We start from the raw sequence: 24,728 nt of genomic DNA on the forward strand, positions 1-24,728 counted from the left end.
CGCCCTAGACTCGCCCCATGTCGGCCGAGACGTCCCAGACCCTGGACCGGGGCCTGCGCGTCCTCGACGTGCTGGCCGCCTCGGCGGGCGGGCTCACGGTCACCGAGCTCGCGGCGGCCCTCGAGGTCAACCGCACGGTCGTCTACCGGCTGGTCAGCACCCTGGAGCAGCACTCGATGGTCCGGCGCGACGCACGGGGCCGGCTCCACGTCGGGCTCGGCGTGCTCCACATCGCCTCGGCCGTCCACCCCGTGCTGCGCGACGTCGCCGGGCCGGTGCTGCGCACCCTGGCCGAGGCCGTGGGCCACACCGCCCACCTGACCGTGGCCGAGGGCAACGAGGCGCTCGCCGTCGCGGTGGTGGAGCCCTCGTGGACCGACTTCCACGTCTCCTACCGGGTCGGCACGCGCCACCCCCTCCTCCAGGGCGCGGCGGGCAAGGCGATCCTCGCCGGCCGGGCCCAGGGGCCGCGCCCGCCCTACGTCGTGACGCTCGGTGAGCTCCAGACCGGCGCCCAGGGCCTGGCCGCCCCCATCGACGTCGACGGCCTCGAGGGCAGCGTCGGCATCGTCAGCATGGGCGACGTCGACGAGCGCACGGTCGCCGAGCACGTCATGCGCGCCGCCCGGGAGGTCACGGCCGCCCTCGCCCCCGCGCCCCCGCCGCCCGACGAGGTCTAGCCCGAGGGCCGGCCCGCCGCCAGGCGGGCGAGGGGCAGCACCCGGTGGGGCACCGGCGTGGCCAGGGCGATCGTGGTCGAGGACCGCAGGATCGCGGGGTGGGCCAGCGCCCGGTCGATGACGTGCTGCAGGTCGGCGTTGGAGCGGGCCACGACCCGCGCGAGCAGGTCGCCGGAGCCGGTGGTGGTGTGCACCTCGAGCACCTGGGGGATGCCGGCGAGGTGCTCGCCCACCACGTCGTGGGCGCCGCCGTCGGGGGAGAAGTCCTGACGGATCTCCAGGGTCAGGAACGCCGTGACCGGCCAGCCGAGCGCCTCGGGCGACAGGTCGGGGCCCCACCCGGTGACGACACCGCGGGCGGCGAGGCGGTCGAGCCTGGCCTGCACGGTGCCGCGGGCCACCCCGAGGCGTCGGGAGGCCTCCAGCACGCCGAGGCGGGGCTGCTCGGCGAACAGCTCGAGCACCCTGCGGTCGAGATCGTCCACGTGCGCCTCCCCGACCGTGCAGGTTGTCCAGTGATCCAGAGAACTGTTGCACATCCTGACCGCCACTCACCATCCTGAGGCCATGACCGCCACCCCCGAGACCACGACCGCTGCGCACCGTGCCCTCACCCCCGAGGAGCTGCGTGCCGACCTCACCCTCGAGCAGCTCCAGCAGCTGGTGGGCCTGGTCGAGCACGACCCGAGCCGCGACCCCTTCCCGGTCAACGCCCTCGACGCCGTGGGGTTCGTGGTCGGCAACGCCACCATGGCCGCCGGGTGGTACCAGCTGGCGATGGGCATGGAGCTGGTCGCCTACCGCGGCCCCGAGACCGGCCACCGCGAGGCGGTCTCCTTCGTGCTGCGCTCGGGCAGCGCGCGCTTCGTGCTCACCGGTGCCGTCGACCCCGCCAGCCCGCTGGCCGACCACCACCGCCGCCACGGCGACGGCGTGGTCGACCTGGCCCTGGAGGTGCCCGACGTGGACCGCTGCGTCGCGCACGCCCGCTCCTGCGGGGCCACGGTGCTGGTGGAGCCCCACGACGAGAGCGACGAGCACGGCACCGTGCGGACCGCAGCGATCGCGACGTACGGCGAGACGCGCCACACCCTCGTCGACCGCAGCCGCTACGACGGCCCCTACCTGCCTGGCTACGTGGCCCGCACGGGCACGGTGGAGCGGCGCGCCGGCGACCCGGCCCGCCTCTTCCAGGCCGTCGACCACTGCGTGGGCAACGTCGAGCTCGGCCGGATGGACGAGTGGGTCGACTTCTACCACCGGGTCATGGGCTTCACCGACATGGCGGAGTTCGTCGGCGACGACATCGCCACCGACTACTCCGCGCTGATGAGCAAGGTCGTGGCGAGCGGCAACCACCGCGTGAAGTTCCCGCTCAACGAGCCGGCCGTGGCCAAGAAGCGCTCGCAGATCGACGAGTACCTGGACTTCTACGCCGGCCCCGGCTGCCAGCACCTCGCGCTGGCCACCGGCGACATCCTGCGCAGCGTCGACGTCATGCGCGCCCGCGGTGTGCAGTTCCTCGCCACCCCCGACTCCTACTACGACGACCCCGAGCTGCGCGCGCGCATCGGCGAGGTGCGGGTGCCGATCGAGGAGCTGAAGGCGCGCGGCATCCTCGTCGACCGCGACGAGGACGGCTACCTGCTCCAGATCTTCACCCAGCCCGTCGGCGACCGCCCCACGGTGTTCTTCGAGCTCATCGAGCGCCACGGGTCGCTGGGCTTCGGCAAGGGCAACTTCAAGGCGCTCTTCGAGGCCATCGAGCGCGAGCAGGACCGCCGCGGCAACCTCTGAGCGCGCCCGACGACGACGGCGCGGGGCCCGTGGTGGACCAGACCGCGGCGGGCGGAACCAATCCGGGTGAGCCAGGTCACCGAACCGCCTGACGTCAGCTCCTCCCTCCGCGCCTCCCTAGGACGCTCCATGCCGCTCCTCGCCCCCTCGCGCCGCCGCGTCGCCGCGCTCGCAGGCCTCGCCCTGCTCACCCTGCCCCTGGCCGCCTGCGGCGACGACGACGGTGGCGGCGCCGGCAGCGCCCCCGCGGCGGTCGCCTCGATCGACGCGCTGCGGGGCAAGACGACCGCGGTCAAGCTCGACAAGGGCTTCACCGACGCGCTGTCCTCCCTCGGCGTGACGCCCGGCGTGGTCGGCACGGCCAAGCTGGTCAAGGGCTCGCTGGTCTTCCCCATCACCGGCGGCAACGTGACGGTCTTCGAGCCCGGCGAGGTCTCGCCCTACGTGATCGGCCAGGTCCAGCACGAGGGCTCCGGGCTGACCCTCAGCGCCGGTGGCACCACGGTGCGGCTGTCGAACCTCAACGTCGACCCGGGCGTCTCGCGCGTCTACGGCGACGTCGCGGTCAACGGGCGGACCGCGGTGAGCAGCGCCTTCCTCTTCCAGCTCGACGGACGCACCCTCAACCCGCTCAAGACCACCGACTCCACCGCGACGCTGCAGGGCACGAAGGTGCTCGTCTCGCCGGTGGCGGCCAAGCTGCTCAACTCCACCTACGGCCTGAGCGGGAAGAAGGCCATCCCCGGCGACTTCCTGGTCGGCGTCGCCACGATCACGGTGGCCCTGCCCCAGGGCTGAGCCACCGCCGGACCCGCTGGACGGCCTTCCGTGGGGGAGCAGGCGCCCGGAGCCCTCGGGCTCCGGGCGCTGCTTCGTCCAGACGTCGTGGGGTCAGGACCCCGGGTCAGTCGACGTCGCCCACCAGGACGGCCTCGGCCTCCGCGCGGCTGCCCACCTCGGCGTGCGGCGTGCGCCCCGCGGCCACGTGGCGCCCGGCCGCCAGCACGACCACACCGACCAGCACCGCGGCGGCGCCGAAGACGAAGGGCGCGTGCTCGTCGACGCTCTCGCCGAGCTTGAGCGCCACGAACGGGCCCACGGCGCCGCCGCAGAAGCGCAGGAACGAGTACGCCGCCGACGCGACGGGCCGCTCCACCGGGGCCGCGCCCATGACCGCCTCGGTGATGAGGGTGTTGTTGATGCCGATGAAGGCGCCCGAGGCGACGATGCCCGCGACGACCACCGGCACGTGGGTGGTGAAGACGGCCATCATGGCCAGGTCGAGCGCGAAGAGCGCCAGCATGGCGATGATCGCGGGCACGGTGCCGATCGCACGCTGCACGAGCGGGGCCACGAAGACCGAGGTGAAGGCCAGCAGCAGGCCCCAGGCGAAGAAGATCCAGCCGATCTCGAGGATGCCGGCCTCCGGCAGGGCGAAGGGGCCCGCGGCCAGGATGGTGAAGAAGCCGATGTTGTAGAAGATCGCGGTGACGCCGAGCAGCAGCAGGGGGCGGTGGCGCAGCGCGCGGAAGGGGTCGGCCAGCGAGGTGCGGCGTCCGGTCGGGGGCGTGGCCGGCAGCAGCACGGCCGTCGCGACCAGGGCGAGGAGCATGAGCACCGAGACGCCGAAGAACGGCGCGCGCCACGACTGCTCGCCGAGCAGCCCGCCCACGAGCGGGCCGGAGGCGATCCCGATGCCCAGGGCGGCCTCGAAGAGGATGATCGCCTGCGCGGTCGAGCCGGCCGCGGCCGAGACGATCGTGGAGAGCGCGGTGGCCACGAAGAGGGCGTTGCCCAGGCCCCAGCCCGCGCGGAAGCCGACGATCTGGCCCACGGTGTCGGAGGCTCCGGCGAGGCCGGCGAAGACGATGATGAGGGCGAGGCCCGCGAGCAGCGTGCGCTTGGGGCCGATGCGGCTGCTGACCACGCCGGTGACCAGCATCGCCACGCCCATGATCGCCATGTAGCTGGTGAACATCAGCGAGACCTGGCTCGGCGTCGCCTGCAGCTGGGCGGCGATGTCCTTGAGGATCGGGTCGACCAGGCCGATGCCCATGAAGGCGATGACGCAGGCGAAGGCCACGGCCCAGACGGCCCGGGGCTGACGCAGCATGGAGGTCCCCTGCGCTGGTGCGTGCGAGGTGGTCACGTTCAGATTCCCTTCTCGGTGTCGAGGAGGTCGCGCAGGACGGCGACGGCCGTGGCGAGGTCCTCGGTGGTGTGCGGGCCGGCGGCGACGCGCTCGGCCACGACGGAGGCGTTGAGGTCGCGGGTGCGGCGCAGCTCCTGGCGCCCCGCCTCGGACAGGGCCACCAGGGTGGACCGGCCGTCGTCGGGGGAGGGCTGCTTGCCGACCCAGCCGCGCTCGACGAGCTGGCTCACGGCGTTGGACATCGTGGGCTGCGAGCAGCGGTCGAGGGCGGCGAGGGCGCTGACGCCCGTGGCGCCGTGCTCGTCGAGCAGCGAGAGCACCCGGATCCCCGCGGGGAAGGGGTGCTGGCGGCGCACGGCGCGCACCAGGCGGGCGGCGTGGACGACGAGGTCGTTGCTCAGCGCGCGCAGCTCGTCGTTCTCCCGCTCGCGTGTCCCGGTGCCGGGGGCTGGTGCAGCGGTCTCGTCGTCCACGTCCTCCACTGTTGCATAGGAAGGCTATGCAATTCATCAGACGTGTGCCGGCTCACGTACGCCGAACGGCGCCGACCCCCCGCGGGGGACCGGCGCCGTCCGGCGTACGTGGTGCGGTGCGGTGGCTGCCGGGCTCAGAGCACCTTGGAGAGGAACGACTGCGTGCGCTCGTGCTGGGGGTCGCCGAGCACGGCGACGGGGTCGCCCTCCTCGACGATCACGCCGCCGTCCATGAAGACCAGCTTGTCGCCGACCTCGCGGGCGAAGCCCATCTCGTGGGTCACGACCATCATGGTCATGCCCTCGGAGGCGAGGTCCTTCATGACGCCCAGGACGTCGCCGACCAGCTCGGGGTCGAGCGCGGAGGTCGGCTCGTCGAAGAGCATCATGTCGGGGTCCATCGAGAGTGCTCGCGCGATGGCGATGCGCTGCTGCTGACCGCCGGAGAGGTGCGCGGGGTAGGCGTCCTCGCGCTCGGCCAGCCCCACCTTGGCCAGGTTGCGACGGGCGCACTCGACCGCCTCGTCCTTGCCGCGTCCCTTCACCTTCTGCTGGGCGACGGTGAGGTTCTTCAGCACGGTCATGTGCGGGAAGAGGATGAACTGCTGGAAGACCATGCCGATGCGGCTGCGCACCGCGTCGACGTCGACGTCGGGGTCGGTGATCTCGGTGTCCTCGATGAAGATCCTGCCCGAGGTGGGCGTCTCCAGCAGGTTGACGCAGCGCAGGAGCGTCGACTTGCCCGAGCCCGAGGGCCCAATGACGCAGACGACCTGGCCGTTGCCGACGTGGAAGTCGATGCCCTGGAGCACCTCGTTGTCGCCGAAGTACTTGTGCAGCTGCAGGACGTCGATCGCCGCCCCGGACTCACGGGTGCGCTCGGTCATCAGCGGGCCCTCTCGGATCGGGCTTCCATGCGTCGCACGACGATGGACAGCGGGACGGTGATGATCAGGTAGCACAGGGCCGCCAGGAAGAGCGGCGTCAGGTTGGACTCGTCGTTGAGGCCCTCCCGACCGAACTTGGTGAGCTCGTAGCCCGACACGCTGAGCCCGAGCACGTAGACCAGCGAGGAGTCCTTGGTGAGCAGGATCAGCTCGTTGGTCAGCGGCGGCAGGATGATGCGGAAGGCCTGCGGCACGATGATCGTGACCATGGCGCGCGAGTGCGACATGCCCAGCGACCGCGCGGCCTCCATCTGTCCCTTGGGCACCGCCTGGATGCCGGCGCGGATGGTCTCGGCCATGTAGGCCGCGCCCACCAGGCCCAGCGCGACGGTCACCGTGCCGAAGGTGCCGCCGGGCACCGTGCGCCCGGGGAAGGCCAGCGGCAGGCCGTAGTAGAACGCGATGAAGACGATCAGGGCCGGCACCCCGCGGAAGAACTCCACCACGATGGTGGCGATCCACCGGTAGGGCGCGACCGACGACAGCCGCATGAGCGCCAGCACCAGGCCCAGTGCGAGACCGAAGACGAACGCGCCGATGGTGTAGAGGATCGTGTTCTTCAGCGCGATCGTGAGGACGTCGGGGAACTGCTGCCTGACCAGCTCGGTGCGGAAGAAGGAGTCCTGGAGCTCGCCCCAGTCGGCCACCAGCGCCAGGGCGACGAGCGCCACGACGAGGATGGCGTACTGCACAATCCGGCTGACCTGCGCTCGCTTACGGGGGGACATCGCCATCGGTCAGGCTCCTGGGGTCGGTGGTGCGGGTGCGGGCCACATCAGCTCTGCGGAGCCTGACCGAACCACTTCTCGTAGATCTCGTCGTAGGAGCCGTCCTCGCGGGAGTCGGCGATGACGGTGTTGATGGTCTCCAGCAGCTCGTCGTTGCCGCCCTTCTGGACCGCGAAGCCATAGGCCTCGCCGGTGTCGAACTCGGCGGTGACGAAGGAGCCCTCGTTGTTCTTGGCGTAGTCGAGCAGCGGGCCGTTGTCCTGGATCACGGCGTCGACCTGGCCGGTCTTGAGCGCCGTGGTCTGCAGGCCGAGGTCCTCGAAGGACTTGATCTCGACGCCCTCGGGGGCGTTGTCCTCGGCGTAGAGCTCGCCGGTCGTGCCGCTCATGACCGCCAGGGTCATGCCGTCGAGGGCCTCGAGGGAGTCGATCGACTCGTCGGTGGTGAGGAGGGCCTGGGTGGCGTCGAAGTAGGGGTCGGAGAAGTCGATGGCCTCCTCGCGCTCCGGGGTGATCGTCATGCCGGCGGCGGCGACGTCGCACGTGCCGGAGTTGAGGGCCTGGCCCGACTGGATGCCCTCGAAGCCGGTGACCTCGACGCTCATCTCCAGGTCGTTGGCCTCGGCGACCTTCGTCATCATGTCCATGTCGAAGCCGACGACCTCGCCGCCCTGCTTGAACTCGAAGGGCTCGTAGGGCAGCGACGTGCAGACCGTCAGCTCGCCCTCGGAGACGACGTTGGCGCCGCTCTCGGTGGTGGTGGTCTCGGTCGCGCAGGCCGTGGCGGTGAGGCCGAGGGCGCCGGCGAGGGCCAGGGTGGACAGGACGCGCTTGCTGGATCGCGGGGTCATGGGCCGACACGTTAACGATCCAAGGTCACAGGGAGGCAACGGGACCACGGCGAGAGGGCCAGGATGGGACCCGTGACCACCTGGATCGCCTTCCTGCGCGCCATCAACCTCGGCGCCCGGCGCAGGTTCCCGAAGGACGACGTGCTCGCCGCCGTGGCCGCCGCCGGCGGGCGCGACGTGGTCAGCCACCTCGGCACCGGCAACGTGCGGCTGAGCCTCGAGGTCGCCTCGCGCCACGAGGTCGAGACGGCGCTCGAGGAGGCCTTCCTGGCCGACCGGGGCTTCGAGGTGCCCACGGTCGTCCTCTCGGTCGAGGAGCTGCGCGCCGTGGTCGCCGACGCCGACCGGATCGGCGCCGGGCACGCGGGGGTCCACACGGTGTCGCTGCTCAAGGCCGATCCCGACCCCGAGGCCGTGCGCCGCGTGGAGGCGTCGGGGCGCTCGGGGGAGTCCGCCCACGTGACGGGCCGGGCGGTGCACCTGCTGCTGCCGGTGGACGTGCACACCGCACGGCTGGGCAACGACGTCGTCGAGCGCCACCTCGGCGTCGCCACCAACCGCAACGTGCGCGTGCTGCGCACGGTGCGCGAGCGGTGGTGCGGCTGAGGCGGGGACGGCCGGGTGTCGGTCGGGTGACGACTCGGTCGCAGGGCTCGACCGGTGTCGGTGCGCTCGGGTAGAACCGTCCCGCGCGGTCATCCCGCCGCGCGCCCACGTCTCGGGAGGACCCCCTCGATGTCGCACGCCCTGCCCGCCTCGCGCCGCACCGTCCTGACCGGTGCCGCCGCCCTCGCCGCCGCCGGCTACGTCGCCACCCCGGCCGACGCCGCCCCCGGCCTCGCCGCCAAGCCGCGCGGCGACGACCACGTCCGTCTCACCGTGCTCGGCACGACCGACCTGCACGGCAACGTCCTCAACTGGGACTACTTCAAGGACGCGGAGTTCACCAACGCCGCGGGCGACGACATCGGGCTGGCCAAGGCCCGCACCCTCATCGAGGCGGTGCGCGAGAAGCGGCGCGGCCAGGGTCCCGTGATCACCCTCGACGCCGGCGACACCCTGCAGGGCACGCCGCTGGCCTACTACTTCGCGCGCATCGAGAAGATCTCGAGCGACGTGGTCCACCCGATGGCCGCGGCGATGAACCTCGTCGGCTACGACGCCGCCGCCCTGGGCAACCACGAGTTCAACTACGGCATCGACACGCTGCGCACCTTCGAGAGCCAGCTCGACTTCCCGCTGCTGGGGGCCAACGTCGTCGACCCGGCCACCCAGCGCCCGGTCTTCGCGCCCTACGTCATCAAGACCGTCGCCACCGGCACCGGTCGCCGCCTCCGTGTCGGCATCCTCGGCCTCACCAACCCCGGCGTCGCGATCTGGGACAAGGCCAACGTGGAGGGGCGCATGGAGTTCCCCGGCCTGGTCGAGCAGGCCAGGAAGTTCGTGCCCGAGATGCGGCGCAAGGGCTGCGACGTCGTGATCGTCTCGGCCCACTCCGGCGCCGACACGTCCTCCTCCTACGGCGACGCGCTGCCCTACCCGGAGAACGCCTCCTCGCTGCTGGCCCAGCAGGTGCCCGGCATCGACGCGATCCTCGTCGGCCACGCCCACAAGGAGATCGCCCAGCGCTACGTCGAGAACGAGCGCACCGGCCAGCAGGTGCTGCTGTGCGAGCCGCTCTACTGGGGCATGCGGGTCGCGGTGATGGACCTCGAGCTGCGGCTGGTGCGTGACCGCGACGGTCGCGCCAAGCGGTGGAAGCTGCTCGGCGCCCGCTCGCAGACACTGAATTCCAACACCGTCGACGCCGACGCGGAAGTCGTGGCGGCCGTGGCCGAGGCCCACCAGACCGTGCGCGACTACGTCAACTCCGTCATCGGCACCTCGGTGGAGCGGCTGCCCGCGGCGCGCGGCGTCGTCGAGGACGTGCCGATCATCGACTTCGTCCAGTACGTCCAGGCCGACGCGGTCAAGCGGGGGCTCACCGGCGCCGACGCGGCGCTGCCGGTGCTCTCGATCGCCGCGCCCTTCAGCCGCTCGGCGGTCTTCCCGGCCGGCGAGATCACCGTGCGCGACGTCGCCGGGCTCTACGTCTTCGACAACACGCTGCTCGGGGTGCGGATCACCGGGGCCCAGCTGCGCGAGTACCTCGAGTTCTCCGCCCGCTACTTCAAGCAGCTGACACCCGGCGACACCACCGCGAGCATCGCCGAACTGACCAACGCCGTCACCGCGACGGCGCCGGGCGGCACCCCCGACTACAACGTCGACTCCGTGTTCGGTCTCGACGAGCCGCTGACCTACGACATCGACGTCGCCGCGGCGCCGGGCTCGCGCATCCGCGACCTCGCCTACGGCGGGGTCCCCGTCGCCGACGCCCAGGAGTTCGTGCTCGCGGTCAACAACTACCGCCAGTCCGGGGGCGGCGGCTTCCCCGCCGTCTCCACCGCGCCCGTCGTCGTCAACGGCCAGCAGGAGATCCGCCAGCTGCTCATCGACTGGGTGATCGCCAACGAGACGATCGACCCCGCCCTCTTCGCCTCCGTCGACTGGCGCTTGGTCTCCGGCGACCAGCCGGTGACCATCACCGACTGAGCCGGGTCACCCCGCAGCTCGCGCGCCCCGCCTCCCGCGTCACTCGCCGCGGAAGGCGGGGCGACGCTTCTCGGTGAAGGCGCGCATGCCCTCGGCGGCGTCGGCGGTGCGCATCAGGGTCGACTGGCCCAGGCGCTCGCGCTCGAGGGCGGCGTCGAGCTCGGTGAGGGTGGCGGCGTTGACCGCCTTCTTGGTCGCGGCCATCGCCAGCGGCGGGCCGGCGGCCAGGCGCGCGGCGAGGGTGTCGACGAGGGCGGGGAACTCCTCAGCCGGGGCGAGGTGGCTGACCAGCCCGGCGTCGGAGGCCTCCTGGGCGCTGAGGGGGTCGGCGAGCAGGGCCATCCGCATGGCCCGGGCCCGTCCGACGGAGGCGGCGACGGAGGCCGAGGTGCCGCCGTCGGGCATGAAGCCGATGCGGGCGAAGGCCAGCAGGAAGGAGGCCTGCGAGGAGGCGACGACCAGGTCGGCGGCCAGGGCGAGGGAGCAGCCGACGCCGGCGGCCACGCCGTTGACCGCGGCGAGCACCGGCTTGTCGAGGCCGACGACGGCGCGCACGAGACGGTTGGCGCGATCCATGGAGGTGATGTCGAAGCCCGCGATCGGGTCCTCGCCGGCGAGCTCGGCGCCGGTGGAGAACGCCGCCCCCGCGCCCGTGACGACCACGACGCGCACGTCGTCGCGGGCCGTGGCCCCCTCGATCTCGGCGGTGAGCGCCTCGACCAGGGCGGGGGAGAGGGCGTTGTAGACGCGGGGCCGGTTCATGGTCAGCCGCAGCACCCCGTCGGCGAGGTCGACGAGCAGGTCCTGCTCGGAGGTCTGCTCAGGCAACCTCGACACCGGCCTCGCGCAGGGCCGCGAGCGCGGCCTCGGTGGTGGCGGGGGCGACCCCGACGACCAGGTCGGTGAGCACGCGGGTGGCGAAGCCCTCGGCCACCGCGTCGAGGGCGGTGGCGCGCACGCAGTGGTCGGTGGCGATCCCGCACAGGTCGACGTGGTCCACCCCGCGCTCGCGCAGCCAGTCGGCCAGCGAGGCGCCGGTCGCGGAGCGGCCCTCGAAGCCGGAGTAGGCCGCGACGTGCTCGCCCTTGCGGAAGAGCTCCTCGAGCGGGGCCGGGTCGAGGTCGGGGTGGAGCTCGACACCGGCCGTGCCGACCTCGCAGTGCACCGGCCAGGAGTCGACGTAGTCGGGGTCGCTGGACCAGTGGGCGCCGGGGTCGACGTGGTGGTCCTGCGTGGCCACGACGTGGTCGTAGCCGTGGTCGCCGCGCAGCAGCGCGGTCACGTCGGCCGCGACCCGCGCGCCGCCGGCCACGGCCAGCGAGCCGCCCTCGCAGAAGTCGTTCTGGACGTCGACGACGATCAGTGCACGCGTCATGGTGCGAGCCTAGGCGCTGGCGGCGGTGTCCTGGACCAGGGTCGGGATCACGGCCTCGCCGCGGGTCATCGACTGCGCGGCCTCCGGCAGCTCGGCCCGCGAGCGCTCGTGCCGCTGGCGGGCGGCCTCGAGCGGCTCGCGGCCCACCACCTCGCCGTCGCGCACCAGCGGCACGAGCAGCGCGCGGTCGTCGCCGTCGTCGGTGGGCGGCGCGCCGATGCCGACGACCTCGGCCTCGGCCACGCCGCCCGGCGTACGACGACGCAGCGCCCACTTGCGACCGCCCACCGAGGCCTTGTCGGGGGAGCGCTTGGCCACCGGCTCCAGCTCGCCCGACGCGCCCTCGCGCGCCACCAGCTTGTAGACGAAGCCGCAGGTGGGGTGACCGCTGCCGGTGACCAGCTGCGTGCCGACGCCGTAGCCGTCGACGGGGGCGGAGGCCAGCGAGGCGATGGCGTACTCGTCGAGGTCGGAGGTCACCACGATGCGGGTGTCGTGGGCGCCGAGGTCGTCGAGCTGTGCGCGCACCCGGTGGGCCAGCACGCCCAGGTCGCCGGAGTCGAGGCGCACCGCGCCGAGCCCCGGGCCGGCGACCTCGACCCCGAGGCGCACGGCCTCGGCCACGTCGTAGGTGTCGACGAGCAGGGTGGTGCCGACGCCGAGGGAGTCGACCTGGGCGCGGAAGGCGTCGCGCTCGGAGTCGTGCAGCAGCGTGAAGCTGTGGGCGCTGGTGCCGGTGGAGGGCACGCCGTAGCGCTGGCGGGCGGCGAGGTTGGAGGTGGCGGCGAAGCCGGCGACGTGGGCGGCTCGGGCCGCGGCGACCGCTGCCTCCTCGTGGGTGCGGCGCGAGCCCATCTCGATGCAGGGCCGGCCCCGGGCGGCCAGCGTCATCCGCGAGGCGGCGGAGGCGATCGCGGAGTCGTGGTTGTAGATCGACAGCAGCAGCGTCTCGAGCAGCACCGCCTCGGCGAAGGAGGCCTCCACCACCATCAGGGGGGAGTGGGGGAGGTAGACCTCGCCCTCGGCGTAGCCCCAGGCGTCGCCGGTGAAGCGGTAGCCGGCCAGCCAGGCCCGCGTCGGCTCGTCGACGACGCCGTCGAGGGCGCCCAGCACGTCGTCGTCGAAGCGGAAGTCCTCGAGCGCGTCGAGGGCCCGCCCGACGCCGGCGACGACGCCGTAGCGCCGGCCCTCGGGGAGGCGTCGTGGGAAGAGCTCGAAGACCGCCCGCCGGTGCGCCGTGCCCGAGGCGAGGGCCGCCTGGAGCATGGTCAGCTCGTAGTGGTCGGTCATCAGCGCCGTCGAGGAGCGGGTCACGGGGGCCAGCGTAGGCGTGTGCGAGCATGGAGACGTGTCCGCGCCCAGCCCTATCGAGGTCGAGCCGACCCTCACCCCCGACGAGATGGTCCTCCCCGCGACCCCGTGGGTGACGATCGTGTGGAACGACCCGGTCAACCTCATGTCCTACGTCTCCTACGTGTTCCAGAAGCACTTCGGCTACTCGAGGAAGAAGGCCGAGAAGCTGATGATGGAGGTGCACGAGGACGGCAAGTCGGCGGTCTCCTCGGGCAGCCGCGAGGAGATGGAGCGCGACGTGCAGGCCATGCACGAGTACGGCCTGTGGGCCACGATGGAGAAGCTGGAATGAGCGGCTTCGCCCGCCACCGCCGCAGCCGCCGCGTCATCGCCACCTTCACCGGCTTCGAGGCCGACCTGCTGCGCTCCCTGGCCTCCCAGCTCGTGGAGCTGCTGCGCAACGAGGCCGCGGTGCCCCGCGAGGACCAGGACCCCTTCGAGGCGATGATGGACTTCTCCGGCCCGGAGACCGAGCCCGAGGACCCGGTGCTGGCGCGGCTCTTCCCCACCGCCTACCGCGAGGACCCCGAGGCGGCCGCGGAGTTCCGCCGGTTCACCGAAGGCGGCCTGCGCGACGGCAAGGCGGCCGCCGCGGTCGCCATCATCGACGGTCTCGAGGAGGCCGGGCTGCCGCCCGAGCTCAGCGAGGACGGCCTGATGATCGACGTCGAGCTCGACGAGCCGACCGCCGAGACCTGGATGCGCTCCTTCACCGACCTGCGCCTGGCCCTGGCCACCCGGCTGGGGATCGAGGACGACGACGAGGACTACTGGGCCTCGCTGCCCGACGACGACCCGCGCTCGCAGGCCCACGACATCTACGACTGGGTCGGCTACCTGCAGGAGACCCTCGTCGGGGCGCTGTCGCGGTGACCCGACGGTGAGGTCCCGCACGCGGCCCGGGTCGGGCGTCGCCGCCGGGCTGATCGTGCTGGCCGTGCTGGCCACCGGGTGCTCCGGGGGCGAGGAGGTCGCGTCGACCGCGCAGCCCACGTCGCCCGCCGTCGCCGAGGCCGTCGCCGCGCCCACCGTGGTCGTCAGCGAGCCGCAGTGGACCACCCTCGACTCCAGCCTGGGGGCGGCCGTGCCGGCCGGGGTGGGGGAGCGCTCGATCCTGGTGCGCGGCGACGCCGCCGACGGGTCGGGCCCCGCGCTGCAGGTCGTGGACCGGGCCACCGGGGAGACCCGCTGGGAGCGCACCGGCGCGCAGCCGCTGGTGGTGGGTGACGGGGCCGAGCGCGTCACCCTCGACCTCGACCTCTCCGACGCCCGCCTGGGCCGCGACGCCGGCCTCCCCGTGATCGTGCCGTACGCCGAGGGGCGCCGACGCGGTCTCGTGGCGCTGTCGCAGGGCGACGGGTCCTACCGGTGGCGCTGGTCGCCGCCGGCCGGGCTGGCGGCGCGCACCGCCGGCGTCGGGTCGGACGTCGTCGTGGTGCGGGTGGCGCCGCCCGGGCGCGTCGACGACCCGACCGGCCGCCCCGACGACGTGCGCACCCTCGGCCTCGACCTGGGCACCGGCGAGGTGCGCTGGCGGGTCGACGGCGTGGCCGGCGCCGCGGCCACCGGCGGCGTGGTCGTGGCCTCGGTGCCCTCGACCGCGTCCGGCGCCCAGACGGTCGTGCTGCTCGACGACGCGACGGGTGAGGAGACCTGGCGCTCCCCGCAGCCGGGCTACTTCGCCGGCGGCACCGACGACGTCTACGCCCTCACCGTGCCCGGCCGGGCCGGCGCCGTGCTCGTCGACGCCGCGACCGAGCGCGTGGAGCAGCTCCAGACCGGCGTCGCCGCGGGCTCCGGGGTCGGCGGCGACGCGCTGCTGGCCTGGGTGGAGGCCGACCACGAGAGCGGGGCGGTCGAGCTGGCCACGCTGGCCTCCGGCGAGGACCGGCCGGTGACCGCGCCCCTGCCCGCGACGGTGCTGACCGACGCCTCGCCGCGGGTGCTGGGCACCACCCGCGGCCACGTGGCCGTGCAGGGCGCCGACGGCGTCTGGCTGCTCGACCGGGCCGGACGCATCGCCGGCGAGCAGGTGCCGGGCCGCCTCGACCGGGTCCTGGCCGACGGGCTGGTGCTGGTGACCGGCACCGTCGACGGTGCCCCGGCGTACGAGGTGCTGGGCCTGGAGGCCGGGCCCTGACCCGGGGCCCTAGGCTGGGCGCGTGCTGACCATCGACCGGGCGACCTACGACGCCATCGTGGCCCACGCCAAGCGCGACCACCCCGACGAGGCCTGCGGCGTCGTCGCCGGCCCCGAGGGCAGCGACCGCCCCGAGCGGCTGGTCGAGATGGTCAACGCCGCGGGGAGCCCGACGTTCTACGAGTTCGACTCCACCGACCTCTTCCAGCTCTACAAGGAGATGGACGCGCGCGACGAGGAGCCGGTGGTCGTCTACCACTCCCACACCGCGACCGAGGCCTACCCCAGCCGCACCGACGTGGGCCTGGCCAGCGAGCCGAACGCCCACTACGTGCTGGTCAGCACCCGGGACTGCTTCACCGACGACGGGAATAACGACGGTCCCGTGGAGTTCAGGTCCTACAGGATCGTCGACGGCGAGGTGACCGAGGAAGAGGTCGCGGTCGTCGACGCCCTGCCCAGCACCACCTAGCCCGACCCGCTGCACCGCACCCCACCACCGAGGAGTCACCACCCATGGCCATCGAGGTCCGCATCCCGACCATCCTGCGCACCTACACCGGCGGCGAGAAGGCCGTCCACGGTGAGGGAGCCAGCCTGACCGCGCTGATCGACGACCTCGAGGCCCACCACCCCGGCATCAAGGACCGCCTCATCGACGACGGCGACCTGCGCCGCTTCGTCAACGTCTACATCAACGACGAGGACGTCCGCTTCATCGGCGGTCTCGAGGCGCCCCTCAGCGACGGCGACCAAGTCGTCGTGCTGCCGGCCGTCGCCGGCGGCTGACGCGCGGAGCGTGGAGCCGATGACCGAGCGTCGCACCTACGTCCTCGTCGACGGCGAGAACATCGACGCCACGCTCGGCAACTCCCTCCTGGGGCGTCGGCCCACGCCCGAGGAGCGGCCGCGCTGGGAGCGCGTGACCGCCTTCGCCGAGGAGCAGTGGGGCCAGCCGGTCACCGGCCTGTTCTTCCTCAACGCCAGCAACGGCCACCTGCCGGCCAGCTTCGTGCAGGCCCTGCTGGCCCTCGACTACCGCCCGGTGCCGCTGGCCGGCCGCGCCGACGAGAAGGTCGTCGACATCGGCATCCAGCGCACGCTGGACGCGCTGCTCTCGCGCGACGCCGACGTGATGCTGGTCAGCCACGACAGCGACTTCGCGCCCCACGTCCAGCGGCTGCTCACCGGCCACCGCCGCGTCGGGCTCATGGCGCTGCGGGAGTACACCTCCACCCACCTCAGCGCCCTCGACGTCGAGCTCTACGACCTCGAGGACGACGTGGCCGCCTTCAACGTCCCCCTGCCCCGGGTCCGCATCATCGACCTGGACGCCTTCGACCCCGAGACCTTCCTGCGGTAGCCGCCGCGGGCCTGGAGCCACCATGCGCTACGACAACCTGCTCGCCTCCGTCGGCGGCACCCCGCTCGTCGGGCTGCCGCGGCTCTCGCCGAGCGCCGACGTCCGGCTGTGGGCCAAGCTCGAGGACCGCAACCCCACCGGCTCGGTCAAGGACCGCCCGGCGCTGAAGATGATCGAGGAGGCGGAGAAGGACGGCACGCTGCGCCCCGGCTGCACCATCCTCGAGCCGACCTCGGGCAACACCGGCATCTCGTTGGCCATGGCGGCCAAGCTCAAGGGCTACCGCATCGTGTGCGTGATGCCGGAGAACACCTCCGAGGAGCGCCGCCAGCTGCTGCGCATGTGGGGCGCGGAGATCATCTCCTCCCCGGCCGCCGGCGGCTCCAACGAGGCCGTGCGGGTGGCCAAGCGCGTCGCCGAGGAGCACCCCGACTGGGTCATGCTCTACCAGTACGGCAACGCCGCCAACGCCCTCGCCCACGAGGAGGGCACCGGCCCCGAGCTGCTGGCCGACCTGCCCTCGATCACCCACTTCGTGGCCGGGCTGGGCACCACCGGCACGCTCATGGGCACGAGCCGCTTCTTCCGCCGCGCCAAGCCCGACGTGCGCATCGTCGCCGCGGAGCCCCGCTACGGCGAGCTGGTCTACGGCCTGCGCAACCTCGACGAGGGCTTCGTGCCCGAGCTCTACGACGCCGACCTCATCGACTCCCGCTTCTCGGTGGGCCCGCGCGACGCCGTGCGCCGGGTGCGCGAGCTGCTCGAGCTCGAGGGCATCTTCGCCGGCATCTCCACCGGCGCGATCCTCCACGCCGCGCTGGGTCAGGCCGCCAAGGCGGTCAAGGCCGGCGAGAGCGCCGACATCGCCTTCATCGTCTGCGACGGCGGCTGGAAGTACCTCTCCACCGGCGCCTACGAGGGCACGATCGACGAGGCCGAGGACAAGCTCGAGGGCCAGCTCTGGGCCTAGGGCGAGCCGGGTCGTGCGATGCGTGCGCGCAGGACATAACCTTCACGACGTGCCGCCCCTCGCCCCCGACCCGGACGCCCCCGTCGGGATCTTCGACTCCGGGTTCGGCGGGCTGACCGTGGCCCGCTCGGTCATCGACCAGCTGCCCCACGAGTCGGTGCTCTACGTCGGCGACACCGCACGCCAGCCCTACGGCCCCAAGCCCATCGGCGAGGTGCGCGAGTACGCCCTGGAGTGCCTCGACCACCTCGTGGCCCAGGGCGTCAAGGCCCTCGTCATCGCCTGCAACTCCGCCAGCGCCGCGATGCTGCGCGACGCGCGCGAGCGCTACGACGTGCCGGTGGTCGAGGTCATCCTGCCCGCCACCCGCCGCGCCGTCGCCGCCAGCCGCACCGGCCGCATCGGGGTGATCTGCACCCGCGCGACCGCGGAGTCCCAGGCCTACGACGACGCCTTCGCCGCCGCGCCCCACGTCGAGCTCACCACCCGGGCCTGCCCGCGCTTCGTCGACTTCGTCGAGGCCGGGGTCACCGGGGGCGAGGAGCTGCTGGCGGTGGCCCACGAGTACCTCGACCCGCTCACCTCCGCCGGCGTCGACACCCTCATCCTCGGCTGCACCCACTACCCCCTGCTCACCGGCGTCATCTCCTACGTCATGGGCGACCAGGTCACCCTCGTCAGCAGCGCCGAGGAGTGCGGCAAGGACGTCTACAAGATGCTGCTGCGCACCGGCCTGGCCCGCGCCGGCGGGGAGCCCTCCCACCGATTCCTCACCACCGGCTCGCCCACGGAGTTCGAGACGATCGGGCGGCGCTTCCTGGGCCCGGAGATGCACGCCGCCAGCCAGTTCGCCGGAGGGCTGGCGTGAGCGCGATGCGGCTCACCGTCGTGGGGTGCTCGGGCTCCTACCCCGGCCCCGACTCGCCGGCCAGCTGCTACCTGCTCGAGGCCGAGCACGACGACGGCACCGGCGCGCGCACCTGGCGCGTGCTGCTCGACCTCGGCAGCGGTGCGCTCGGGGCCCTGCACCGCTACGCCGACCCGCTCGCCGTCGACGCGGTGCTGCTCAGCCACCTCCACGCCGACCACTGCCTGGACCTGTCGGGCTACTACGTGATGCGCAAGTACCACCCCACCGGCCCCCAGCCGCGGATCCCCGTGTGGGGTCCCTCCGACACCGCCGACCGGATGGCCCGGGCCTACGACCTGCCCGTCGACCCCGGCATGCACGAGGAGTTCGACTTCCGCACCTGGGAGCCGGTCGTGCAGGTGGGCCCCTTCACGGTGCGCGCGGTGCCGGTGGACCACCCGGTCGAGGCCTTCGGCCTGCGGGTCAGCGTGCCCGGCGCCACCCTGGCCTACAGCGGCGACACCGGCCCCTGCGCGGGGCTCGACGAGATCAGCGTCGACGCCGACCTGCTGCTGGCCGAGGCGTCCTTCCGCTCCTGCGACGACAACCCCGCCTCGCTGCACCTCACCGGCACCGACTGCGGCGAGGTGGCCACGCGCAGCCGCGCCCGCCGCCTCGTGCTCACCCACGTGCCGCCGTGGTTCGACCCCGCCGACATGCTCGCCGAGGCCGTCGCGGTCTACGAGGGGCCCGTGGAGCTGGCGGCCGCGGGCACGACGTACGAGATCTGAGGCGGGACCGCGCCGGTCCTAGAGCAGGCCGGCGTCGTGCACGCAGATGGCGATCTGCACCCGGTTGGTGGCGCCGATCTTGTCGAAGAGCCGCGAGACGTGGGCCTTGACCGTCGGCACCGACAGGTGGAGGGCCGCCGCGATCTCGGCGTTGCTGTGACCCCGGCCCACGCACAGCGCCACCTCGAGCTCGCGCTCGGTGAGGGCGCCCAGGCGGCGCGAGGCCGCGGCCGCCCGGTCGTCGGGCGCCTGCTCGCGCAGCCGGTCGATGAGCGTGCGGGTCACCGACGGGGAGAGCATCGGGTCGCCGGCCGCGACGCGGCGCACGGCGGCGACGATCTGCGCCGGCGGGGTGTCCTTGAGCAGGAAGCCGTCGGCGCCGGCGCCCAGCGCCCCCACGACGTGCTCGTCGGCGTCGAAGGTGGTGAGCACGATGACCCGCGGCGGGTGGGGGGCGCGGTGCAGCTCGCGGGTGGCGTCGAGGCCGTTGAGGCGCGGCATGCGGATGTCCATGAGCACGACATCGGGGGAGAGGTCGGCCACGCGGGCCAGCGCCTCGCGGCCGTCGACGGCCTCGCCGACGACCTCGAGGTCGTCCTGGCCGCCCAGCATCAGCACCAGCGCCGAGCGCACCAGGGGGTCGTCGTCGACCACCAGCACCCGCACCACGGCGGCGTCGCGGGTCAGGCCGCCCACGGCAGCCACCCCCGCAGCACGAAGGCGTCGGCGTCGCGGCGGTGCTCCAGGCGCCCACCGCGCAGCGCGGCCCGCTCCGAGAGCCCGACCAGGCCCAGGCCTGCCCCGGGCGGCGCGGCCGCGGCGGCGAAGCCGAGGCGGTTGCGCAGCTCCACGGCGATCCCGTCGTCGGGCGAGCCGCTGAGGCTGATCAGCAGCGTCGCGCCGGGGGCGTGCTTACGGGCGTTGGTGATGCCCTCCTGCACGATGCGGTAGAGCGCCCGGCCGAGCGCGTCGGGCACCCCGCCGGCCCCGTCGGCGGCGCGCACGTCGTCGGCGTACTCCACGCGCAGGCCGGCCGCCTCGGCGTCGGCCACCAGGGCGCGCAGGTCGGCGTAGGTGGGCTGGGGGGCGTCGAGGGCGTTGCCCTCGTCGTCGCGCAGCACGCCCAGCACGGTCCGCAGGTCGGTGAGGGCCTGGTGGGCCGTGGTCTGGATGACCTCGGCGCTGGCGCGCATGTCGGCGGCGGTGAGGTCGTCGCGGTAGGTCAGGGCGCCGGCGTGCAGCGAGATCTGCGAGATCCGGTGGGCCAGCACGTCGTGCATCTCGCGGGCGATGCGCGAGCGCTCCTGGCCGCGGGCCTGGCCCACGCGCAGCTCCTGCTCGGCCTCGGCGCGCTCGGCGCGGTGGCGCAGGGTCCACAGCAGCTCGCGGCGCGAGCCGATGTACATGCCCCAGCCCATGCTGGCCGCGACGGCGATGACCGTGGCGGTCAGCGAGATCCAGAACGGGTCGTCGACCACCGAGGGCTCGAGCTCGGTGTAGAGCATCGAGGCCACCACGGCGACCAGCGAGGTCGCGACGATCGGCAGCAGCCGCCGACGGGTGGCCATCGAGACCGCGGCGAGGGTGGCCGGTCCGGCGGCCACGCCGGAGACCAGCGTCATCGCGTTGGTCGCCACCGCGACCGTCACCGGCCACCGCCGGCGCCCCAGGACCACGACGTAGGACGCCAGGCCGACGCCCAGGTCGAGCCAGAACAGCACCGGCATCACGTCGAGCTGCTCGGGGGCGAACTGGGGCCACACGACCGCGCTGATGACCGCGCACAGCAGCAGCCGCCACCCGTGGCGCCACCACGACAACGGCGGCTGGTAGTCCTCCGGGGTCGGTCGCTGCACGACCCCAGGCTAGGGCGTCCCGGCCCCGCCGGGCAGCGCCCCGGGTCGGGCCGACCCCCTACTTTGGTCACCCCGCCGCAGCCCGGGGTCCGGTGTGCGCCCGCGGGGGAGCGGGCAGGGTGGTCGCATGATCTCAGTCGAAGGACTCACCAGGACGTACGGCGCGTTCACCGCCGTCGACGACGTCAGCTTCACCTGCCAGCCCGGCCGGGTCACCGGCTTCCTCGGGCCCAACGGCGCGGGCAAGACCACCACCATGCGGGTCATGGTCGGCCTCACCCCGCCCACCCACGGGCGCGTCACCATCGGCGGCCACCTCTACCGCGACATCCCCAACCCCGGCCGCCACGTCGGGGTGCTGCTCGACGCCTCGGCCCAGCACGCGGGTCGCACCGGGCGCGAGATCCTCACCCTCGGCGCGCGCACCATGGGCCTGCCCGCCTCGCGCGTCGACGAGATGCTCGCCCTGGTCTCCCTCGACGAGAAGGAGGCCGGTCGCCGGCTGCGCAACTACTCCCTCGGCATGAAGCAGCGCCTCGGCATCGCCCACGCGCTGCTCGGCGACCCGTCGGTGCTGATCCTCGACGAGCCCGCCAACGGCCTCGACCCCGCCGGCATCCGCTGGATGCGCGGCCTGCTCAAGGGCTACGCCGAGCGCGGCGGCACCGTGCTGCTCTCCAGCCACCTGCTGCACGAGGTCGAGATCATCGCCGACGAGATGATCCTCATCGGGCGCGGCAGGATCGTGGCCCAGGGCGACAAGAAGACCCTGCTGGCCGGCGAGCACGCCTCCACCCTCGTCACCTCGCTCGACAACCGGGCCCTGGCCGACGCCCTCGTCGCCCGCCGGGTCGAGGTCACGCCCGCCGGCGACGGCCTGCGCGCGGAGTGTGAGGCCGTCGAGGTCGGCCGCGCCGCCCTCGAGGCCGGCGTCGTGCTCACCGACCTGCGCACCGGCTCCGCCGGCCTGGAGGACCTCTTCCTCCAGCTCACCTCCGACACCCAGCGTGACGCCGTCGCGCCCGCCCCCGCCACGGAAGGACACCTGGCATGAGCGCCACCTCCGCCCCGCTGCCCACCCTCGACGTCTCGCAGACCCCCGCGGTGCCCTTCGGGCGCCTGGTCTCGGTGGAGCTGCGCAAGAGCTTCGACACCCGCGCCGGTCGCGCCTACAGCCTCAGCGTCGTCGGGCTGTGCGTCGTGGTCATGCTGGTCATCGCCCTGCTCTTCGACGAGGGCTTCCAGGACTTCAGCGACTTCCTGCTCGCCATGGGCGGCACGCTGGGGTTCTTCCTGCCGATCATCCCGATCCTGCTGGTCACCGGTGAGTTCGGCCAACGCACCGGCCTGGTGACCTTCACCCTCGAGCCCCGCCGGCCCCGGATCGTCGCGGCCAAGCTGAGCGCCGGCCTGATCATCTCCCTGGGCGTGCTGGTGCTCGCCGCCGTGATCGCCGCGGTCGGGGCGGTGCTGGCCTCGCTGCGCGGCTTCGAGGTGTCCTGGTCGCTGGAGTACAGCCAGGTGCAGAACTTCGTGCTCGCCAACCTCATCGGCGTGCTGATCGGCTTCGCGCTGGCGATGCTGCTGATGAACACCCCGGCGGCGATCGTCGGCTACTTCGTCTACTCCCTCATCATCCCCACGGTCGTGGGCATCATCGGCGCCTTCGTCGGCTGGTTCCAGGACCTCACGCCCTGGATCGAGCTCAATACCGCCCAGACCCCGCTCTTCACCGGCGACTTCCGGCCCTCGGGCGAGGAGTGGGCGCAGCTGGCCACGGCCAGCATCATCTGGCTGGTCGTGCCGCTGACCTTCGGCATCCTGCGCCTGCTGCGCGCCGAGATGAAGTGAGGCGCCGTTAGGGTCGCGGTCATGACTGCACGCGAGGACGGCCGCGCCGACGACGAGCTCCGCCCGATCACGATCACCCGCCACTGGCTCGACCACGCCGCCGGGTCGGTGCTGGTGGAGTTCGGCCGCACGAAGGTGCTCTGCGCCGCGTCGGCCTCCGAGGGGGTGCCGCGCTGGCGCAAGGGCTCGGGCAAGGGCTGGGTCACCGCGGAGTACGCCATGCTCCCCGCGGCCACCAACACCCGCTCCGACCGCGAGTCGGTCAAGGGCCGCATCGGCGGGCGCACCCACGAGATCAGCCGGCTCATCGGCCGCTCGCTGCGCGCCGTCATCGACTACGACGCACTCGGCGAGAACACCATCCAGCTCGACTGCGACGTGCTGCAGGCCGACGGCGGCACCCGCACGGCCGCCATCACGGGTGCCTACGTCGCCCTGGTCGACGCGGTCGCCCACCTGCGCCAGACCGGGGCGCTCAAGGGCGCCCCGCTCACCGGCTCGGTCGCGGCGGTCAGCGTGGGCATCATCGACGGCGTGCCCCGCCTCGACCTGCCCTACGTCGAGGACGTGCGCGCCGAGACCGACATGAACGTCGTGATGACCGGCACCGGCAGCTTCGTGGAGGTGCAGGGCACCGCGGAGGGTGCGCCCTTCGACCGCCGTGAGCTCGACGCGCTGCTGGGCCTGGCCGAGAAGGGCTGCGCCGACCTGACCCGCCTGCAGCAGGAGGCGCTCGGCTCGTGAGCACCCGGATCTTCCTCGCCTCGCGCAACCGCAAGAAGATCGAGGAGATGGAGCGCATCCTGCGCGAGCACGTGCCCGGCGTGGAGGTGGTCGGGCTCGACGACCTGCCCGCCCTCGGGGTCGACTACGACGAGCCGGTCGAGGACCAGCCCACCTTCCAGGGCAACGCCCTGCTCAAGGCGCGCGCCGGCCTGGCCGCCACGGGCCTGCCGTCGGTCGCCGACGACTCCGGGCTCTGCGTTGACGCGCTCAACGGCATGCCGGGTGTCCTCAGCGCCCGGTGGTCGGGCCCGCGCGACGGCGTCGCCCGCGAGGAGGTCGACGCGCGCAACAACGCGCTGCTGCTCGCCCAGCTCTGCGACGTGCCCGACGAGCGTCGCGCGGCCCGCTTCGCCTGCGCCGTGGCGCTGTGCCACCCCGGCGGAGAGGAGGTCGTGCACGGCGAGATGACCGGCCGTGTGCTGCGCGAGGTCAGGGGCGAGGGCGGCTTCGGCTACGACGGCCTCTTCGAGGCCGACGATCAGCCCGGCCGCAGCACCGCCGAGCTGAGCCGCGAGGAGAAGGACGCCATCTCCCACCGCGGCCACGCGCTGCGCGCGCTCGGACCGGTCCTCGCCGCTACGGTCGTGCGATGAGCCGGCACTTCTTCGTCCGCAGGAACCTCGCCCGACTGCTCCTGCGCCTCGCGCGCTGGCGCACCGTCGGCACCGTGCCGACCAAGGGGGTGCTGGTCGGCGCCCCCCACACCTCCAACTGGGACTGGGTGCTGACCATGCTGCTGGCGTGGGACAGCGACGTGCAGATCCGGCTGCTGGTGAAGAAGGAGTTCTTCAAGGGCCCGCTGGCCCCGCTGCTGCGGGCGACCGGCGCGGTGGCCCTCGACCGGCGCGACCCCGGCGGCACCATCCGGGCCCTGGTCGCCGACGCCGCCGTCGACGAGACCTTCCTGCTGGGGATCGCCGCCGAGGGCACGCGCAGCCGCGGCGAGCTGTGGAAGTCGGGCTTCTACCGGATCTCCCAGCAGACCGGGCTGCCGATCACCCTGGCCTTCCTCGACGCCCCGAGCCGCACCGTCGGCTGGGGTCCGACCTTCCCCACGACCGGCGACGTGGTGGCCGACATGGACCGGGTGCGGGAGTTCTACGCCGACAAGCGCGGATTCCACCCCGACCAGTTCACCCCGCCCCGGCTGCGCGAGGAGGGCTGAGCCGC

At 73.2% G+C, this 24,728-nt stretch carries 30 protein-coding genes; 19 read left to right on the forward strand and 11 right to left on the reverse strand.

Translation table 11 applies throughout. From position 1 onward, the window contains the following. Positions 1 to 17 precede the first annotated feature (17 nt). Positions 18 to 680 (forward strand): IclR family transcriptional regulator, encoded by a 663-nt coding sequence (locus ASF47_RS08650; RefSeq protein ID WP_056863645.1) that lies wholly within the window; start codon positions 18 to 20, stop codon positions 678 to 680. Here ASF47_RS08650 and ASF47_RS08655 read toward each other — a convergent pair. Further along, positions 677 to 1,165 carry an Lrp/AsnC family transcriptional regulator gene (locus tag ASF47_RS08655; RefSeq protein ID WP_228941074.1) on the reverse strand — a complete coding sequence of 163 codons (489 nt, stop codon included), beginning with the start codon at positions 1,163 to 1,165 and terminating at the stop codon, positions 677 to 679. The genes ASF47_RS08650 and ASF47_RS08655 overlap by 4 nt on opposite strands. An 82-nt stretch (positions 1,166 to 1,247) precedes the next feature. Between ASF47_RS08655 and hppD the strand changes: the two genes are divergently transcribed. Together hppD and ASF47_RS08665 are read left to right on the forward strand one after the other, a co-directional pair. Next, positions 1,248 to 2,477 (forward strand): 4-hydroxyphenylpyruvate dioxygenase, encoded by a 1,230-nt coding sequence (gene hppD / locus ASF47_RS08660; RefSeq protein ID WP_056863647.1) that lies wholly within the window; start codon positions 1,248 to 1,250, stop codon positions 2,475 to 2,477. 129 nt (positions 2,478 to 2,606) lie between these two features. Then, a complete protein-coding gene (locus ASF47_RS08665; RefSeq protein WP_056863648.1) occupies positions 2,607 to 3,275 on the forward strand; it encodes a hypothetical protein in 669 nt (222 codons plus the stop codon). A 106-nt stretch (positions 3,276 to 3,381) separates the two neighbouring features. Here ASF47_RS08665 and ASF47_RS08670 read toward each other — a convergent pair whose 3' ends face one another. From ASF47_RS08670 to ASF47_RS08690, 5 genes are all read right to left on the reverse strand, one after another. Beyond that, positions 3,382 to 4,590 carry an MFS transporter gene (locus ASF47_RS08670; protein WP_082500172.1) on the reverse strand — a complete coding sequence of 403 codons (1,209 nt, stop codon included), beginning with the start codon at positions 4,588 to 4,590 and terminating at the stop codon, positions 3,382 to 3,384. Between the two features lie 38 nt (positions 4,591 to 4,628). Beyond that, positions 4,629 to 5,102: a MarR family winged helix-turn-helix transcriptional regulator gene (locus ASF47_RS08675; RefSeq protein WP_056864533.1), complete on the reverse strand. Its 474-nt coding sequence runs from the start codon at positions 5,100 to 5,102 to the stop codon at positions 4,629 to 4,631. Between the two features lie 134 nt (positions 5,103 to 5,236). Further along, positions 5,237 to 5,989: an amino acid ABC transporter ATP-binding protein gene (locus ASF47_RS08680; protein ID WP_056863650.1), complete on the reverse strand. Its 753-nt coding sequence runs from the start codon at positions 5,987 to 5,989 to the stop codon at positions 5,237 to 5,239. Continuing rightward, positions 5,989 to 6,783, reverse strand: coding sequence for an amino acid ABC transporter permease (locus tag ASF47_RS08685; protein WP_056863651.1), 795 nt, complete (start codon positions 6,781 to 6,783; stop codon positions 5,989 to 5,991). The genes ASF47_RS08680 and ASF47_RS08685 overlap by 1 nt, the downstream gene beginning before the upstream one ends. Before the next feature lie 41 nt (positions 6,784 to 6,824). Next, a complete protein-coding gene (locus tag ASF47_RS08690) occupies positions 6,825 to 7,628 on the reverse strand; it encodes a basic amino acid ABC transporter substrate-binding protein (protein WP_056863652.1) in 804 nt (267 codons plus the stop codon). 72 nt (positions 7,629 to 7,700) lie between these two features. Here ASF47_RS08690 and ASF47_RS08695 point away from each other — a divergent pair, with 72 nt between their 5' ends. Then, positions 7,701 to 8,234 (forward strand): DUF1697 domain-containing protein, encoded by a 534-nt coding sequence (locus tag ASF47_RS08695; protein WP_442937561.1) that lies wholly within the window; start codon positions 7,701 to 7,703, stop codon positions 8,232 to 8,234. 129 nt (positions 8,235 to 8,363) lie between these two features. Then, the gene (locus ASF47_RS08700) at positions 8,364 to 10,223 is read left to right on the forward strand and encodes a bifunctional metallophosphatase/5'-nucleotidase (RefSeq protein ID WP_056863654.1); all 1,860 of its coding nucleotides are present in this window, start codon (positions 8,364 to 8,366) and stop codon (positions 10,221 to 10,223) included. Between the two features lie 39 nt (positions 10,224 to 10,262). Here the strand turns inward: ASF47_RS08700 and ASF47_RS08705 are convergent, their stop codons facing one another. Genes ASF47_RS08705 through ASF47_RS08715 form a run of 3 tightly spaced genes read right to left on the reverse strand, consistent with a single transcriptional unit; the run spans position 10,263 to position 12,912 of the window. Continuing rightward, positions 10,263 to 11,051 (reverse strand): enoyl-CoA hydratase-related protein, encoded by a 789-nt coding sequence (locus tag ASF47_RS08705; protein ID WP_235558692.1) that lies wholly within the window; start codon positions 11,049 to 11,051, stop codon positions 10,263 to 10,265. Beyond that, positions 11,044 to 11,598: an isochorismatase family protein gene (locus ASF47_RS08710; RefSeq protein WP_056863656.1), complete on the reverse strand. Its 555-nt coding sequence runs from the start codon at positions 11,596 to 11,598 to the stop codon at positions 11,044 to 11,046. The genes ASF47_RS08705 and ASF47_RS08710 overlap by 8 nt, the downstream gene beginning before the upstream one ends. A gap of 9 nt (positions 11,599 to 11,607) precedes the next feature. Then, complete coding sequence (locus tag ASF47_RS08715; RefSeq protein ID WP_267477166.1) at positions 11,608 to 12,912, reverse strand: nicotinate phosphoribosyltransferase; 1,305 nt, start codon at positions 12,910 to 12,912, stop codon at positions 11,608 to 11,610. Between the two features lie 85 nt (positions 12,913 to 12,997). Here ASF47_RS08715 and clpS point away from each other — a divergent pair, with 85 nt between their 5' ends. The 9 genes from clpS to ASF47_RS08760 are packed head-to-tail and all read left to right on the forward strand — an operon-like array spanning position 12,998 to position 19,065. After that, on the forward strand, positions 12,998 to 13,243 hold the full coding sequence (gene clpS, locus ASF47_RS08720) for an ATP-dependent Clp protease adapter ClpS (protein ID WP_056864535.1): 246 nt from the start codon (positions 12,998 to 13,000) through the stop codon (positions 13,241 to 13,243). After that, positions 13,240 to 13,824: a DUF2017 domain-containing protein gene (locus ASF47_RS08725; RefSeq protein ID WP_056863657.1), complete on the forward strand. Its 585-nt coding sequence runs from the start codon at positions 13,240 to 13,242 to the stop codon at positions 13,822 to 13,824. The genes clpS and ASF47_RS08725 overlap by 4 nt, the downstream gene beginning before the upstream one ends. Positions 13,825 to 13,831: 7 nt before the next feature. Further along, positions 13,832 to 15,091 (forward strand): hypothetical protein, encoded by a 1,260-nt coding sequence (locus ASF47_RS08730; RefSeq protein WP_056863658.1) that lies wholly within the window; start codon positions 13,832 to 13,834, stop codon positions 15,089 to 15,091. 22 nt (positions 15,092 to 15,113) lie between these two features. Beyond that, positions 15,114 to 15,563: a Mov34/MPN/PAD-1 family protein gene (locus tag ASF47_RS08735; RefSeq protein WP_056863659.1), complete on the forward strand. Its 450-nt coding sequence runs from the start codon at positions 15,114 to 15,116 to the stop codon at positions 15,561 to 15,563. 44 nt (positions 15,564 to 15,607) lie between these two features. Beyond that, positions 15,608 to 15,880 (forward strand): MoaD/ThiS family protein, encoded by a 273-nt coding sequence (locus tag ASF47_RS08740; RefSeq protein WP_056863660.1) that lies wholly within the window; start codon positions 15,608 to 15,610, stop codon positions 15,878 to 15,880. 19 nt (positions 15,881 to 15,899) lie between these two features. Continuing rightward, the gene (locus tag ASF47_RS08745; RefSeq protein ID WP_056863661.1) at positions 15,900 to 16,454 is read left to right on the forward strand and encodes an NYN domain-containing protein; all 555 of its coding nucleotides are present in this window, start codon (positions 15,900 to 15,902) and stop codon (positions 16,452 to 16,454) included. Positions 16,455 to 16,476: 22 nt separating this feature from the next. Further along, positions 16,477 to 17,424, forward strand: coding sequence for a PLP-dependent cysteine synthase family protein (locus tag ASF47_RS08750; protein WP_056863662.1), 948 nt, complete (start codon positions 16,477 to 16,479; stop codon positions 17,422 to 17,424). 49 nt (positions 17,425 to 17,473) lie between these two features. Next, the gene (murI, locus tag ASF47_RS08755; protein WP_156697833.1) at positions 17,474 to 18,292 is read left to right on the forward strand and encodes a glutamate racemase; all 819 of its coding nucleotides are present in this window, start codon (positions 17,474 to 17,476) and stop codon (positions 18,290 to 18,292) included. Between the two features lie 5 nt (positions 18,293 to 18,297). Beyond that, positions 18,298 to 19,065: an MBL fold metallo-hydrolase gene (locus ASF47_RS08760; protein ID WP_056864536.1), complete on the forward strand. Its 768-nt coding sequence runs from the start codon at positions 18,298 to 18,300 to the stop codon at positions 19,063 to 19,065. Positions 19,066 to 19,083: 18 nt separating this feature from the next. Here the strand turns inward: ASF47_RS08760 and ASF47_RS08765 are convergent, their stop codons facing one another. Together ASF47_RS08765 and ASF47_RS08770 are read right to left on the reverse strand one after the other, a co-directional pair. Beyond that, entirely contained in the window at positions 19,084 to 19,761 is a 678-nt protein-coding gene (locus ASF47_RS08765; RefSeq protein WP_056863664.1) for a response regulator, read from the reverse strand. Next, the gene (locus ASF47_RS08770) at positions 19,749 to 20,921 is read right to left on the reverse strand and encodes a sensor histidine kinase (protein ID WP_056863665.1); all 1,173 of its coding nucleotides are present in this window, start codon (positions 20,919 to 20,921) and stop codon (positions 19,749 to 19,751) included. The genes ASF47_RS08765 and ASF47_RS08770 overlap by 13 nt, the downstream gene beginning before the upstream one ends. A gap of 127 nt (positions 20,922 to 21,048) precedes the next feature. Here ASF47_RS08770 and ASF47_RS08775 point away from each other — a divergent pair, with 127 nt between their 5' ends. Genes ASF47_RS08775 through ASF47_RS08795 form a run of 5 tightly spaced genes read left to right on the forward strand, consistent with a single transcriptional unit; the run spans position 21,049 to position 24,723 of the window. After that, a complete protein-coding gene (locus tag ASF47_RS08775) occupies positions 21,049 to 21,975 on the forward strand; it encodes an ABC transporter ATP-binding protein (RefSeq protein ID WP_056863666.1) in 927 nt (308 codons plus the stop codon). Beyond that, complete coding sequence (locus ASF47_RS08780) at positions 21,972 to 22,772, forward strand: ABC transporter permease (RefSeq protein WP_056863667.1); 801 nt, start codon at positions 21,972 to 21,974, stop codon at positions 22,770 to 22,772. The genes ASF47_RS08775 and ASF47_RS08780 overlap by 4 nt, the downstream gene beginning before the upstream one ends. 21 nt (positions 22,773 to 22,793) lie before the next feature. Beyond that, entirely contained in the window at positions 22,794 to 23,516 is a 723-nt protein-coding gene (gene rph, locus ASF47_RS08785) for a ribonuclease PH (protein WP_056863668.1), read from the forward strand. Further along, positions 23,513 to 24,151, forward strand: a complete 639-nt coding sequence (locus tag ASF47_RS08790) for a non-canonical purine NTP pyrophosphatase (protein WP_056863669.1) — start codon at positions 23,513 to 23,515, stop codon at positions 24,149 to 24,151. The genes rph and ASF47_RS08790 overlap by 4 nt, the downstream gene beginning before the upstream one ends. Then, positions 24,148 to 24,723, forward strand: coding sequence for a 1-acyl-sn-glycerol-3-phosphate acyltransferase (locus ASF47_RS08795; RefSeq protein ID WP_056863670.1), 576 nt, complete (start codon positions 24,148 to 24,150; stop codon positions 24,721 to 24,723). Before ASF47_RS08790 ends, ASF47_RS08795 begins: the two co-directional genes overlap by 4 nt. Positions 24,724 to 24,728: the final 5 nt, after the last annotated feature.

The sequence above is a fragment of the Nocardioides sp. Leaf285 genome, assembly GCF_001422955.1.
Taxonomy (GTDB): domain Bacteria; phylum Actinomycetota; class Actinomycetes; order Propionibacteriales; family Nocardioidaceae; genus Nocardioides; species Nocardioides kribbensis.

Bases quoted from the DNA above. Each gene is read 5' to 3' on its own strand.
- ASF47_RS08670 (WP_082500172.1), bottom strand. From the start codon at position 4,590: ATGCTGCGTCAGCCCCGGGCCGTCTGGGCCGTGGCCTTCGCCTGCGTC.
- ASF47_RS08680 (WP_056863650.1), bottom strand. From the start codon at position 5,989: ATGACCGAGCGCACCCGTGAGTCCGGGGCGGCGATCGACGTCCTGCAG.
- ASF47_RS08665 (WP_056863648.1), top strand. From the start codon at position 2,607: ATGCCGCTCCTCGCCCCCTCGCGCCGCCGCGTCGCCGCGCTCGCAGGC.
- ASF47_RS08710 (WP_056863656.1), bottom strand. From the start codon at position 11,598: ATGACGCGTGCACTGATCGTCGTCGACGTCCAGAACGACTTCTGCGAG.
- ASF47_RS08750 (WP_056863662.1), top strand. From the start codon at position 16,477: ATGCGCTACGACAACCTGCTCGCCTCCGTCGGCGGCACCCCGCTCGTC.
- ASF47_RS08740 (WP_056863660.1), top strand. From the start codon at position 15,608: ATGGCCATCGAGGTCCGCATCCCGACCATCCTGCGCACCTACACCGGC.
- clpS (WP_056864535.1), top strand. From the start codon at position 12,998: ATGGTCCTCCCCGCGACCCCGTGGGTGACGATCGTGTGGAACGACCCG.
- rph (WP_056863668.1), top strand. From the start codon at position 22,794: ATGACTGCACGCGAGGACGGCCGCGCCGACGACGAGCTCCGCCCGATC.
- ASF47_RS08725 (WP_056863657.1), top strand. From the start codon at position 13,240: ATGAGCGGCTTCGCCCGCCACCGCCGCAGCCGCCGCGTCATCGCCACC.
- ASF47_RS08775 (WP_056863666.1), top strand. From the start codon at position 21,049: ATGATCTCAGTCGAAGGACTCACCAGGACGTACGGCGCGTTCACCGCC.
- ASF47_RS08780 (WP_056863667.1), top strand. From the start codon at position 21,972: ATGAGCGCCACCTCCGCCCCGCTGCCCACCCTCGACGTCTCGCAGACC.
- hppD (WP_056863647.1), top strand. From the start codon at position 1,248: ATGACCGCCACCCCCGAGACCACGACCGCTGCGCACCGTGCCCTCACC.
- ASF47_RS08700 (WP_056863654.1), top strand. From the start codon at position 8,364: ATGTCGCACGCCCTGCCCGCCTCGCGCCGCACCGTCCTGACCGGTGCC.
- ASF47_RS08745 (WP_056863661.1), top strand. From the start codon at position 15,900: ATGACCGAGCGTCGCACCTACGTCCTCGTCGACGGCGAGAACATCGAC.
- ASF47_RS08685 (WP_056863651.1), bottom strand. From the start codon at position 6,783: ATGGCGATGTCCCCCCGTAAGCGAGCGCAGGTCAGCCGGATTGTGCAG.
- ASF47_RS08690 (WP_056863652.1), bottom strand. From the start codon at position 7,628: ATGACCCCGCGATCCAGCAAGCGCGTCCTGTCCACCCTGGCCCTCGCC.
- ASF47_RS08760 (WP_056864536.1), top strand. From the start codon at position 18,298: ATGCGGCTCACCGTCGTGGGGTGCTCGGGCTCCTACCCCGGCCCCGAC.
- ASF47_RS08650 (WP_056863645.1), top strand. From the start codon at position 18: ATGTCGGCCGAGACGTCCCAGACCCTGGACCGGGGCCTGCGCGTCCTC.
- ASF47_RS08795 (WP_056863670.1), top strand. From the start codon at position 24,148: ATGAGCCGGCACTTCTTCGTCCGCAGGAACCTCGCCCGACTGCTCCTG.